The organism is Paenarthrobacter sp. NPDC089988, assembly GCF_044748465.1.
Taxonomy (GTDB): domain Bacteria; phylum Actinomycetota; class Actinomycetes; order Actinomycetales; family Micrococcaceae; genus Arthrobacter.
The window spans coordinates 582,623-594,908 of sequence record NZ_JBIVGD010000001.1; the positions used below are offsets into that span (position 1 = coordinate 582,623).

The window sequence follows — 12,286 nt, forward strand, 5'->3', positions numbered from 1 at the left end:
ATTGATGCCGGACCGCGGACACTGCCGTAAAATTGCTGGGATGCCTTTCCTGGACAAACTTCAGCTCTGGGCCGATGAACGCCCGCACCACACGGCCGTGGTTGTGGGAAGCAGGCGGCTCACCTGGGCGGAACTCCGCGACTCTGCCACGGACCTTCTGGATACCCGGGCCACTACGGTGCTGGCCGAACAGAACTCCGTCCCCTTCATCGAACGCTACGTTGCCGCGGTGGCCGGGACGCGCCGTTGTGCCGTCCTCGACCCAGCGTGGCCTGGGGCCATGGTTGAGGAGGTGGCCGCGAGGGTCCAGGACTCGGAGACGATTGCCGCCATGGAACTGGTGGACGGCGATCCCGCCAGCACCTTCCTCATTGGACTGACCTCCGGCACTACCTCCATTCCCAAGGCCTTCACCCGTTCGCGCCGTTCCTGGCAGGTCTCCTTCGAGGCCTCCATCGAATTTTTCGGCTTGGAACAGGACGACCGTACACTCGCTCCCGGGCCGCTGTCGGCATCCCTGAACCTCTACGCATTGTCCGAGTGCCTTTACGCGGGAGCCTCGTTCCATACCCTGGACACCTTCGATGTTGGCGACGCCCACGCGGCCATCAGCCACGACGGCATCACCAGGCTCGTGTTGGCCCCCACCATGCTCCGCCTCCTCAGCGAACGCGGCCTGGCCGGCGATGTGGACGCCTCGGGGATCCGCAGCATCGTCTCCGCCGGTTCCAAGCTCGATGCCCGCACGTTGGAGGCGGCCCGCCGCTGGGCTCCGAACGCGGTGATTTTCGAGTACTACGGTGCATCTGAACTGAGCTTTGTGTCCGGCACCCGGCTGGCCGCGGGGGAGCCGTTGGACATTGGCGGGACCGGCATTGGGCGCCCGTTCCCTGGTGTGGACGTCCGGATCCTTGATGACGCCGGGAACGAGCTCGAGCCCGGACAGCATGGAAACATCAGCGTCCGCAGCGGCATGGTCAGCAACGGCTACCTGTGGGGCGATGACGGCCAGGCCCTTCGCTGCCTCGACGGTTGGTACACGGTGGGGGACCAAGGCTACGTGGATCATGGCACGTTGCACATCCTCGGCCGGCGGGCGGACATGATCATCACCGCAGGCAAGAACGTGTACCCGCACGAGGTGGAGCTCGCCCTCGCTTCAGTGCCGGGCATTGAATCCGCCGTTGCGGCCGGGGCTCCGGATGACATCAGGGGCCAGCGGGTGGTTGCGGGAATCGTGCCCGCGTATGGTGCTGTCACAGCTACACAGCTCCGCACGGGCCTGGATGGACTATTGCCACGGGACAAATGGCCGCTGCAGTACTTCGTCATGACCGAGCTGCCCATGACGGACCGGGGCAAGGTGAGCCGCAAGGTGCTTCTGGATTGGATCAAGAACCACGATCCTCGGGTCCAGCCCCTTGGCTAAGGCAGACAGCCGGGGCATGTCCGATCCGTCCCGGCAGGCCGTCATCATTGCGGCGTTGCGGACGCCCGTGTGCCGAGCCAACGGCCGGCTCCAACACCTGCGGGCCGGGGATCTGCTGGCTCCGGTGCTGGCGGCCCTGGTGGAGGACGCCCGCCTGGACCCGGCTGTGGTGGACGACGTCATCATTGGCAACGCAGTGGGGGGTGGCGGCAACGTGGCCCGGTTCGCTGCGCTCCAGGCAGGTTTCCCCGTCAGCGTTCCCGGCATGACCATCGACCGGCAATGTGGTTCGGGCCTTGATGCGATATCAGTGGCGGCTCGACTGGTTGCCGCCGGGGACAGCCCGCTCTTCATCGCAGGCGGAGTGGAAAGCGTCAGTACGGCGCCCGCACGCGCCAACCGGAACGACGACGGCGGCCTGGACTTCTACTCCAGGGCCAGCTTTGTGCCAAGCGAATTTGGCGACCCCGATATGGGGGTGGCCGCCGAGAATGTGGCCAGTCACTTCGGCATCGATCGGGAACGGCAGGATGCCTACGCGCTGGAAAGCCACCGCCGTGCCGTCGCATCTTCCGCGGCCGGCCGCTTCGAGGGCGAAATAGTGCCCCTGGCCAGCGCTGGAACGACTGTCGCCCAGGACGACGGACCCAGGAAGTCGCTCAACTCGTCCCTGATGGCGCGGTTCCCGGCGGCGTTCGTCCCTGGCGGAACGGTTACCGCGGCGAACTCGTGCTTTGACGCTGACGCGGCCTCCGCCGTCGTTGTTACTTCGCTTGACCGGGCACGGTCGATGGGGGCGCAGGACGCCCTGCTGGTCCTGGACTGCGATACCGCAGGGGTGGATCCGGAGTTACTGGGCATTGGCGCCGCCCATGCTGCCGAACGGCTCCTGGCCCGCGCGGACCTTTCGGCCGGGGACGTGGACCTCGTGGAATTCAACGAGGCGTTTGCCTCCCAGACCATCGCCTGCCTGGACCAGCTGGGGATCGACCCGGCGGCAGCCAACCTGGAGGGGGGAGCGCTGGCTCTGGGACATGCTTACGGCGCGTCCGGTGCCGTGCTGGTCACGCGGTTGATGGCCCAGGCCAGGGCTCGCTACCACTCCGACGGTGTTGAGTCCCTGGGGCTGGCGATGATCAGCATTGCCGGGGGTATGGGGACCTCAGCCCTGCTGCGATACGCGAGGTTCTAGCGGCGTTCTGGTTCCTCGTCAGGTTCGCCAAGACCCCTGGCAGCAAGTGCGTCTCCAGTTTGGCGGGCATAGGCCACAGTGGTGATGAAGACGGGAAGCACCAATGCGCGCGGGCTGCGCTCAAGTCCGCGGGCCCTCGCGGCGTCCCGGACATCGGCGAACGCGCCGGCAATGAAGGGGATGCTTCGGAGCATGATGGCGATGGTCAGCGCGAAGCGCTCGGGATCCGCGCCCCAGCGTTGGAAGGGCCGGGCCAGCGAAACCACACCGTCGAGCAACTTCTGTACCGGTGTTGTGGCCGTCAGAACAGAGGCAGCGACGACGCACACCAGGACATTCAGCACAATCCTGGCAGCAGTGGGGCCGCCAAGCTGCCACCATTGGAACAATCCGATGACTGCCACTATCGGCGTGACCATCCAGATCACGCGCACAAGGCGGCGGAGGCCGGCACCGCTTAGCAGGAACAGGGCGCACATGGCCCCGAAGACCGCCAGCGAAACAGCCCAGTCGACAATGAGGAAGGACGCGGCCCCGCAGGCCGCCACCACCAGGAACTTCAACCACAAGGGAGTCCTGTGGATCAGCGAGTCCCCTTGGACGTAGTTCGCGATGAGGAAGCCGTGGCCCCTCACGGCATGGTCCCGTTGATGCTGGCCGCACAAAGCTCCCGGTAATGGGCAATGGCCGCGGCGGGGACGCCGTCGAAGACGATCCGGCCCGACTCGACCACCAGGACACGGTCCATGTCCTGGGCGAGTTCCAGGTCATGGGTGGACATGACGACCTGCTGTTCGAGCCCGGCAATGGTGCGCCGAAGCAGCTCACGGTTCCGCAGGTCCAGCAAGGTTGACGGTTCGTCGAGGACCAACACTTTGGGATTGACTGCAAGGACGGCTGCCAGGGCCAACAATTGCCGCTCGCCGCCGGAGAGTTCATAGATGCTTTGGTCTGCCAAGTGCAGGATGCCGAACCGGTCCAGGACCGCCTCCGCCCGAAGGGCACGTTCGCGTCCGTTCTTCACCGAACGGCGCAAGGACAATTCCACGTCTTCGCGTCCGGTGGGCATCACCAACTGCGACAACGGATCGGTGAACACGAAGCCCACGTTGGCCCGGACCCGCCGCACGGCAGCCACGGTGTCCTCCCCATGGACCGTTACCGACCCGGCAGTCGGCTCCACCAGGCCGTTGACCAGGCGCAGCAAAGTGGACTTGCCGGAACCGTTGGCACCGATGACACCGATGCGCCGTTCGGGCAGGCCGAGGGACACATCCTGCAGCAGGGTCTTGTCCGTCGCCGCGCCGTCCACGGCAACGCGGACGGAGACCCCGCTGAAGTTGATGGAATTCATTAGCCTGCCTGTTTGACCCGGCGTACCAGCACGTCCGGAAATGCCTTATGGAGAGCCACCGCGATGAGGACCGCGAGGACGTTCTTCAGGATATCGCCCGGATAGTAGGGGAGGTCCGCGATGAATGCCTTGGTGAAGTCGAGCTTGCCGTTGACCATCATGCCCAGGACGCCGAGCCCGTGGATGATGACCACACTGCTGACCATGGAGGCGACGAACAACAGGAGCGCACGGAAGCGCACCGTCTTCCGGATGATCACGGCAGCCAGGGCGCCTGTCGCAGCGGCGGCCAGGGGAAAAGCGATGATGTAGCCCGCGGAGGGAGTTGCCAGGATGCCCAGTCCGCTGCGTCCGCCGCTGAAGATCGGCAGTCCTGCCAGCCCCAACAGGACATAAAGCCCGACGGCGGCAAAACCGCGCCCGGCGCCCAGCACCAGACCGCTGAGCATGACAGTCAGGGTCACCAGGGTGATCGGCACGCCCAGGGCGCCCACGGGGATGCCCGGGACAATCGATGAAGCGGCCACGAGGGCCGCGAAGACGGCGATGAGGCCGAGGTCCGTTGCTGTCCACCGCTTGCGGGCGACAGTGCGCGCAGGGGGAGCCGGATTGGTTTGAGTCATGGGGGTTCCTTGGTAGCTGCAGTGATGGTGGGTTGGGGCCCACCCTTCGAGAATACGGAGGCGTGGGAGCACCTATTTTGGAGTCTCTCCACAAAGGCACCCGGGCATTCTTTGGTGGGTGGCACAGTTTCTCCCGATGTCCGGTCCTGGCCGGCCTGCCGGTAGACTTGGACAGGCCCTTCTCATGGCCGTCCCCGCCGCAACCACCGGCCCACCGGCCCCGCAGGCGTTCCCCGTTGAAAGGCATCACCCGAATTGATTACCGTCCAGGAACTCGAACTCCGCGCCGGCGCACGCCTGCTGATGGACCAGGTCAACTTCAGGGTGGACAAAGGGGACAAGATCGGGCTTGTTGGCCGTAACGGAGCCGGCAAGACCACCCTGACCCGTGTCCTGGCGGGGGAGGGCCTTCCCGCAGGCGGCAAGGTGACGCGGAGCGGCGAGATTGGGTACCTTCCGCAGGATCCCCGTACCCCGGACATGGAGCAGTTGGCACGGGACCGCATCCTCTCTGCCCGTGGCCTGGATGTGGTCCTTGGCAAGCTGAAGAAGGCCCAGACGGAGATGTCCAGCGAGGACGCAGCTGTCCAGCGCAAGGCCATGAACCGCTACGACCGCCTGGAGGCCGAATTCCTTGCAGGCGGAGGGTACGCAGCAGAAGCGGAAGCGGCTGCTATTTCTTCCAACCTCGCCCTGCCCGAGCGCATCCTCAACCAGCCCCTGAAAACGCTGTCCGGCGGCCAGCGTCGTCGCGTGGAGCTGGCGAGGATCCTTTACTCGTCCGCAGAAACACTGCTGCTGGATGAACCCACCAACCACCTGGATGCTGATTCCATCACGTGGTTGCGCGACTTCCTGAAGAACCACCAGGGCGGACTGATCGTCATCAGCCACGATGTGGAGCTGCTCGAAGCAACGGTGAACAAGGTCTACCACCTTGATGCCAACCGTGCCCAGATCGACTACTACAACATGGGCTGGAAGCGGTACCTCCAGCAGCGGGAAACCGACGAGCGCGCGCGCCGCCGTGAACGCGCCAACGCCGAGAAGAAAGCCCAGGTCCTCCTGGACCAGGCAAACAAGATGCGGGCCAAGGCCACCAAGGCCGTGGCCGCGCAGAACATGGCCAAGCGTGCCGAGCGGCTCCTCAGCGGTCTCGAGGCTGTCCGTGAGCAGGACCGGGTGGCAGCGCTGCGCTTCCCGGAGCCGTCGCCCTGCGGCAAGACGCCGTTGACGGCGGAGGGCCTCAGCAAGTCCTACGGTTCCCTGGAGATCTTCACCGACGTCGACCTCGCGATCGATCGCGGCTCCAAGGTGGTCATCCTGGGCCTCAACGGTGCGGGCAAGACCACGCTCCTGCGGATGCTCGCAGGAGTGGACGCGCCGGATACCGGCGACATCATCCCGGGACATGGCCTCAAAGTCGGTTACTACGCCCAGGAACATGAAACCCTGGACCACGACCGCACAGTACTGGAGAACATGCGTTCCTCGGCGCCGGACATGAAGGATGCCGAGGTCCGCGGCATCCTGGGTTCGTTCCTGTTCTCCGGCGATGACGTGGATAAGCCCGCCGGTGTGCTTTCCGGTGGTGAAAAGACCCGCCTGGCCCTGGCAACCATCGTGGCTTCCAGTGCCAATGTGCTGCTCCTCGATGAACCCACCAACAACCTGGACCCCGCCAGCCGTGCGGAAATCCTTGGAGCCCTGAAGAACTACAGCGGTGCCGTGGTGATGGTGAGCCACGACGAGGGCGCAGTCGCCGCGCTGAACCCCGAGCGCGTAGTGCTGCTGCCCGACGGCGTCGAGGACCACTGGAACGAGGATTACCTGGACCTGATCACGCTGGCGTAAGGCCGGCCCTAACGGTTTGGGCGGGATCGTGAAAAATCTCAGTAGCCTTGGGCATCCAGGATCGCGTCTTCCTCTTCTTCGGACGTTCGGCGCTTGTTCTTCCGAGGCGCAGGTGCGGGACGCCTGCGGGGAGCGGCGGCGGACATCATTTCCTCGTCGTCCTCGTCTTCGGCATCAATCGCTGCGTTGCGCGCCTGCTGCCGGGCGGCGTAGCCAAACCCGATGAACATCAGGACGCCGAAGGCAAACCACTGCAGCGAGTAGGACAGATGGGTGCCCTCTTCCGTTGCCGGCTTCGGGAACGGCGTTGGCATGGGCTGCACGGCCGGTGTTTCACTCGCCAATTGGCCGTAGGCGCCTGTTTCGATCGCGTACGGCAACTCACCTGCGAACCCGGGCAAATCGATGGACGCCAGTTGCCCCTCCACGGCCCCGCGGTCCAGCTTCGGTTCCGATGGCTTGAGGCGGGCCACCACGGTGACCTCACCTGTGGGAGGCGACGGTACGACGTCGGGCCTTCCCGGGGTGTTGTTGCCGATCGGCAACCAGCCCCGGTCGATCACTACGGCTTCACCGGTGGTCAGGCGGAAAGGAACCACGACGTCGTAGCCCGGCTGGCCGTTCAACGGCCGGTTCCGGACCACTCGCTGCCCGTCGAGATCATAGGTTCCGCGCAGTTCCACCTGGGTCCACTCGCGCTCGGGATCGAGTTGGCGGAACTCGTCCTTGATGGTGGCGAAAGGTACCGGCGTGGCCGAATAGTTGCTGACCACGCGGTTGATTTCGGCGAGCGTTTCCGCGCGCCGGTCCATTTGCCACCGTCCGAGGAACACGCAAGCCGTAGCGAAGATGACGGCCAGGACAAAATAGCCCAGCCACTTGCTGGAGAACAGGAAGCGGTACATTCAGCGGGCCTCGCCTACGGGCGCCTCGTCCGACCCGAACGGCACGGTGTCCTTCCACAGTCCGCGCGTTTGCAAGTAGTCCTCGAGCCACGCCCGGTGTTCGCCACACGACAGCCACACTTTCCTGCGATCCGGGGTGTGGATGCGTGGGTTGTTCCACAAGAGTTGCCAATCCGCGCCCTCACGGCAGCCTTTGCGGGAGCACAGCGCCTTTTCCGGTACCGCTTCCTGGTCGCCTTGACCAAGGCCGCCGAGGGTGAAGATGTTCATGAAGCCGCCCGTTCGTCGCCGGCGTTCCCGGCCTTCGTAGATGGTGTGTGGTCGGTGGTGCCTTGGGGTGGAGTGCTGTCCTGGTCCGGATCCTCATCCACCAGCTCCCCTTGGAGGACGGTGACCGTCTCTTCGGGTTCTTCGTCGGCTGGTTGCTGCGACCCCTCGATTTCGGGCGTGGCAACATAGTCCAGCAAGGACTCACTGTGGTCCTCTGCCATGTCGCTGCCATTGGCGATGATCACCGCGATCCACGGCAGGAAGACTGCGCCGGCCACCGCGACGATCTTGAACCAGCCATCAACAACGAAGATCAGGATGATGCAGACCATGCGGATGCCCATGGCCAGCGAGTACTTGATCATCCTTTGACGCATGTCCTCGGAGTGTGCGGTGGCGGCGTCCGTGATGCTGTGCACTTCGGGGTCGCTGGAAACAGGGTCCGGATCCCCGGGCACCTGCTGCAGGGGACTGTTCTCTCGTGTCACAGCTGAATCATCACGCTCCAAAGGCTCCTATCAATTCTCTCACCATCGTGGTACTGACCCAAACCGCTGGCAGGGCCGGTTACCCGCGCGTTGCCAGGTGCGGCGGCTAAGATCGAGGCAGGAAAAACCCCTCTTCACCGTGGCAAACTCCTGCCGCAGAACCTGGAGCGAATGAATGTCTGAAGCAGTATCCACCGGCCGCAGCGTCCTGATCACGGGTGGCAACCGCGGGATCGGGCTCGCGATCGCCGAGTCCTTCCTGGCCAATGGCGACAAGGTTGCGGTGACCTACCGTAGCGAATCAGAACTCCCTGAAGGCATTCTGGGAGTGAAGGCCGACGTCACCGACGAAGCGTCGATCGACGCCGCGTTCAAGGCGGTCGAGGAAGCCCACGGCCCCGTTGAGGTGCTGGTTGCGAATGCAGGGATCACCAAGGACACTTTGTTGCTCCGGATGAGCGAAGACGACTTCACCTCGGTCCTGGACACGAACCTCACGGGTGCGTTCCGCGTCATCAAGCGGGCTTCCAAAGGCATGATCCGTCTCCGGAAGGGCCGCGTCGTCCTGATCTCTTCAGTGTCCGGCCTTTACGGCGCACCGGGGCAGATCAACTACTCAGCCTCGAAGGCGGGCATGGTTGGCATCGCGCGGTCGCTCACCCGTGAACTCGGCAGCCGGGGCATCACCGCGAATGTGGTGGCGCCGGGATTCATCAACACAGACATGACAGCCGAGCTCCCCGAGGAAACGCAAAAGTCCTACCTTGCAAATGTCCCGGCCGGCCGCTTTGCCGAGGCGTCCGAGGTAGCCAACGTGGTGCGGTGGGTTGCCAGCGACGAAGCCGCCTACATCTCCGGTGCCGTCATCCCTGTCGACGGCGGACTGGGCATGGGCCACTAGCAGTTGCCGAACTAGACGATCAGGCAGTTTTTGTTGGCGCTCCACAAGCATCTTTCCGGCATGCGCTGGCAAGATGGAATCCGAGCCCACAGTTTTTGGATGAAGTGAACAAAAGGAGCACGTATGGGAACGCTGGATAACAAGACTGCCATCGTCACGGGATCATCCCGCGGCATCGGAGCCGAAGTTGCCAAGATCCTCGCGGGCGAGGGTGCCGCCGTCGTCGTCAACTACCGCCAGAAGGCCCCACGGGCCAACAAGGTGGTGGCCGGGATCCAGGCCGCCGGTGGACGCGCAGCCGCCGTCGGCGCGGACCTCACCACGGATGAAGGCGTACACGCGCTGGCCAGTGCCGCCATGGAGGAGTTCGGGTCGCTCGACGTGCTGGTGCTGAACGCTTCCGGTGGAATGGAATCGGGCATGGAGGAGGGTTACGCGCTGAAGCTCAACCGCGATGCCCAGATCAATATGCTGAACGCGGCCGTACCGCTGATGCCGGAAGGTTCGCGGGTTGTCTTTGTCACCAGCCACCAGGCCCACTTTGTGGAGACAGTACCCACCATGCCTGAGTACGAGCCCGTCGCCAAGAGCAAGAGGGCCGGTGAGGATGCGCTCCGCGCCCTGTTGCCCGATCTTGCCAACAAGGGCATTTCATTGGTGGTCGTTTCCGGCGACATGATCGAAGGCACGGTCACTGCCACCTTGCTTGACCGTTCCAACCCTGGAGCCATCGAGGCACGCCGTGCAGAGGCCGGAAAGCTGTACTCCGTGGAAGAGTTTGCCGCCGAGGTGGCCAAGATGGTCACGGCCGACGTCGAATCGGGCCACACCGAATACGTTGGTGGCGCCGATTACTTCGGTAAGAGCGAGCAGTAGCGACACGCGCGAAAGAGGCCCGGGACGGCGTCCCGGGCCTCTTTCGCGTTAACCGGACCAACGTCCGCCGCTCATCACTCAATGACAATTTTATAAATTATTGCCATTCTTTCGTCACGAATTTCATTAACTTGTTTCGTGATTCTAATTTTGCATTAAAGTTCGGCATCTGATTGACTCTGCAATGCGCCTGCGTCCGTGGTTGCGTGCAGTATTGTGCCCTGGGCAGTGCGCATCAACGGGCTTTTCCTGCCAGTCCCTCCGCGATTCTGCGAACAAGGAGCTTTTTTGGACCTGCTATTGCACGCCGACGATATCCGTGCGTCCTATGACCAGCGGCGCATCCTCAAAGGCGTCAGCTTTTCATTGCACCGGGGCGAAATCCTGGGGTTGATCGGAACCAACGGCGCCGGCAAAACCACACTCATGGGCGTACTTGCCGGAGCTCACAAACATGACGGTGGCCGTATGAACCTCGCCGGCGAAAAGTTCGCACCCGATTCCCTGGATGAGGCCCAAGCCTGCGGCGTTGGACTCATTCCGCAAAACTTTCGGGTGGATCCCGAATTGACGGTTGCTGAGGCGATATTCCGCGGGACGTTCCAAGCTGGGAAAGCGCACGGGGAATTAAGGGAACAGGCGGCAAAATTGATTCTGGACGCCGGGATTGACCTTAATCCGGACATGAAAGTCGGAGCCTTGATCCGTGCCGAGCAAACCCTGGTGGAGGTTCTTCGGATGGTTGCCGAAGAAGCCCAGCTTGTCATCATGGACGAAGTCGCGGCCTCTTTGCCGGACCACGACGTTGCCGTCCTGCACAAAGTCCTGCGAATGCTGAACCATCAGGGCAGGGCGATCATCTATATCACCCACCGGCTCGACGAAGTGCGGTCCATAGCCCACCGCATCGCAATTCTGCGTGATGGGCGTGTCCATCGCGTGGTGGACGCGAATCAGACAGACATCGCCGAACTCGCTTTCCTGCTGTTGCAGCAGAAACTGGAGCCCAACGCCCGGCCCGTGGAACTGGCTACCGGTGAAGAGGCACTGCGCGTGGTGAACCTGGGTGTGGGTGATCTGGTCCGCGACGTCACATTCAATGTGGCCAAGGGCGAGATCTTTGGCCTCGTGGGGACGCACCGCTCCGGGATCTACCCCTTGATTGGCGCCCTGGTAGGGACCACCCCGAGCACCTCAGGCGGGATCTTCATGCACGGCAACCAAGTGGAGATCAGGGAACAGCAGGATGCCAAGCGCCTGAAGATCGGGTTCCTGTCCGAGACCGACGACAACTTCGAAGCAAGTGCCACTGTTGCCGACGGGCTTCAGCAGGTGGCAGAGGACCACGAGATAAGCCTCCATGACGAGGTGATGCAGCTCCGGGGTGTCATTGAACTTGTGAGACGCATGCGGATCAACACGACGAACATCCACGGAACCATTGCGACGTTGTCCGGTGGTGACCGGCAGAAGGTGCAGCTTGCCAAATGGATGACCACCGATTGCGACATCCTGATCCTCAGCCACCCCAGCCGGGGCATCGACATCGGCGCCAAGGAAATCGTCTACAAGATGCTCCACGAACTCAGCCAAACGGGAGTGGCCATCATCCTGCTGTCTTCGGACTTGTCCGAACTAGTTGGCTGGTGCCACAGGATCGGAGTGATGCGGGATGGCGAAATGGTTTCCATAGAAGCGAACGCGAATACCAACGAGGATGTCTTGGTCCACCACATGTTGGGCGAGAAGTTCGAGGCAGCGTCTCGCGAGCCCCGGCGTCAAAAGAGTTAGTTCGTTGTGAGATGAAGAAGGGGTGGTCCCAGGCGGGACCACCCCTTTTTCATTGGCGAACGCTAGATGGTGATGCCCTTGGCCAGGTTCTTGAGCTTGTGTCGGGCCAAGGCAAGGTTCGCGTAGGTGCGGTCCAATACAAGGTAGACAAACAAGCCCTTGGAGCCGGCCGAATTCAGCACGTTGATCAAGTGGTACTGGCTATCCAGCGTTATGAGAACGTCTTCGATATCGCTCTCCAGGTTGAGATCGGACATGGTGCGCAGTTTTGCGCTGACCACGTTCGAATTGCCCGCCGCCGCGACGCCGAGATCGAAGCCGGGGCTTCCGCCCTGCGCCAAGGCCATACCGCTGGTGTAGTCAACCACGGCGGCGCCGGTGGCACCTTCGATGGACAGTAGTTGCTTTACGGCTTCGTCGAGTGAACTCATATTCCGATTTTCCTGTTCTGTTACCTTGGAGGAGGGTTGCGGGAAGTAACCGGTGGTGGATTCGCGGAACGGGAACTCCAGGAAACCCGGCTCCCCAACCACCGCCTTCCCATGAGGCGTGCCCGTGCCAGGGTCTACTTCCTGGAGGACCTCGTCCAGGAAGGAGGCAGAA

13 protein-coding genes are annotated in these 12,286 nt (G+C 63.1%); 6 read left to right on the forward strand and 7 right to left on the reverse strand.

The window, feature by feature from the left end; genetic code table 11:
• Positions 1–40: 40 nt before the first annotated feature.
• Both ACIPV6_RS02805 and ACIPV6_RS02810 read left to right on the forward strand, forming a co-directional pair.
• Positions 41–1,429 carry a class I adenylate-forming enzyme family protein gene (locus tag ACIPV6_RS02805; protein ID WP_400269426.1) on the forward strand — a complete coding sequence of 463 codons (1,389 nt, stop codon included), beginning with the start codon at positions 41–43 and terminating at the stop codon, positions 1,427–1,429.
• Positions 1,430–1,445: 16 nt separating this feature from the next.
• On the forward strand, positions 1,446–2,621 hold the full coding sequence (locus tag ACIPV6_RS02810) for a thiolase family protein (RefSeq protein WP_400269427.1): 1,176 nt from the start codon (positions 1,446–1,448) through the stop codon (positions 2,619–2,621).
• Here ACIPV6_RS02810 and ACIPV6_RS02815 read toward each other — a convergent pair.
• From ACIPV6_RS02815 to ACIPV6_RS02825, 3 genes are read right to left on the reverse strand one after another with little or no spacing between them, the layout of a single operon-like run.
• The gene (locus tag ACIPV6_RS02815; RefSeq protein WP_400269428.1) at positions 2,618–3,256 is read right to left on the reverse strand and encodes an energy-coupling factor transporter transmembrane component T family protein; all 639 of its coding nucleotides are present in this window, start codon (positions 3,254–3,256) and stop codon (positions 2,618–2,620) included. The genes ACIPV6_RS02810 and ACIPV6_RS02815 overlap by 4 nt on opposite strands.
• Complete coding sequence (locus tag ACIPV6_RS02820; protein ID WP_400269429.1) at positions 3,253–3,975, reverse strand: energy-coupling factor ABC transporter ATP-binding protein; 723 nt, start codon at positions 3,973–3,975, stop codon at positions 3,253–3,255. The genes ACIPV6_RS02815 and ACIPV6_RS02820 overlap by 4 nt, the downstream gene beginning before the upstream one ends.
• Positions 3,975–4,598: a biotin transporter BioY gene (locus tag ACIPV6_RS02825; RefSeq protein ID WP_400269430.1), complete on the reverse strand. Its 624-nt coding sequence runs from the start codon at positions 4,596–4,598 to the stop codon at positions 3,975–3,977. Before ACIPV6_RS02825 ends, ACIPV6_RS02820 begins: the two co-directional genes overlap by 1 nt.
• 255 nt (positions 4,599–4,853) lie before the next feature.
• On the opposite strand from ACIPV6_RS02825, the gene ACIPV6_RS02830 reads away from it, so the two are divergent.
• Positions 4,854–6,452: an ABC-F family ATP-binding cassette domain-containing protein gene (locus ACIPV6_RS02830; RefSeq protein WP_400269431.1), complete on the forward strand. Its 1,599-nt coding sequence runs from the start codon at positions 4,854–4,856 to the stop codon at positions 6,450–6,452.
• Between the two features lie 38 nt (positions 6,453–6,490).
• Here ACIPV6_RS02830 and ACIPV6_RS02835 read toward each other — a convergent pair whose 3' ends face one another.
• The 3 genes from ACIPV6_RS02835 to ACIPV6_RS02845 are packed head-to-tail and all read right to left on the reverse strand — an operon-like array spanning position 6,491 to position 8,136.
• Entirely contained in the window at positions 6,491–7,357 is an 867-nt protein-coding gene (locus ACIPV6_RS02835; protein WP_400269432.1) for an SURF1 family protein, read from the reverse strand.
• Complete coding sequence (locus ACIPV6_RS02840; RefSeq protein WP_400269433.1) at positions 7,358–7,627, reverse strand: hypothetical protein; 270 nt, start codon at positions 7,625–7,627, stop codon at positions 7,358–7,360. It abuts the gene before it with no gap.
• Entirely contained in the window at positions 7,624–8,136 is a 513-nt protein-coding gene (locus ACIPV6_RS02845; protein WP_400269434.1) for a DUF3099 domain-containing protein, read from the reverse strand. Before ACIPV6_RS02845 ends, ACIPV6_RS02840 begins: the two co-directional genes overlap by 4 nt.
• A 154-nt stretch (positions 8,137–8,290) precedes the next feature.
• Between ACIPV6_RS02845 and ACIPV6_RS02850 the strand changes: the two genes are divergently transcribed.
• The 3 genes from ACIPV6_RS02850 to ACIPV6_RS02860 all read left to right on the forward strand — a co-directional run bounded on the left by ACIPV6_RS02850 (position 8,291) and on the right by ACIPV6_RS02860 (position 11,683).
• Complete coding sequence (locus tag ACIPV6_RS02850; protein WP_400269435.1) at positions 8,291–9,016, forward strand: beta-ketoacyl-ACP reductase; 726 nt, start codon at positions 8,291–8,293, stop codon at positions 9,014–9,016.
• 123 nt (positions 9,017–9,139) lie between these two features.
• Positions 9,140–9,892: an SDR family oxidoreductase gene (locus ACIPV6_RS02855; protein ID WP_400269436.1), complete on the forward strand. Its 753-nt coding sequence runs from the start codon at positions 9,140–9,142 to the stop codon at positions 9,890–9,892.
• A gap of 288 nt (positions 9,893–10,180) precedes the next feature.
• Positions 10,181–11,683 (forward strand): ATP-binding cassette domain-containing protein, encoded by a 1,503-nt coding sequence (locus ACIPV6_RS02860; protein WP_400269437.1) that lies wholly within the window; start codon positions 10,181–10,183, stop codon positions 11,681–11,683.
• 62 nt (positions 11,684–11,745) lie between these two features.
• Here the strand turns inward: ACIPV6_RS02860 and ACIPV6_RS02865 are convergent, their stop codons facing one another.
• A complete protein-coding gene (locus ACIPV6_RS02865) occupies positions 11,746–12,114 on the reverse strand; it encodes a hypothetical protein (protein ID WP_400269438.1) in 369 nt (122 codons plus the stop codon).
• Between the last annotated feature and the right edge of the window lie 172 nt (positions 12,115–12,286).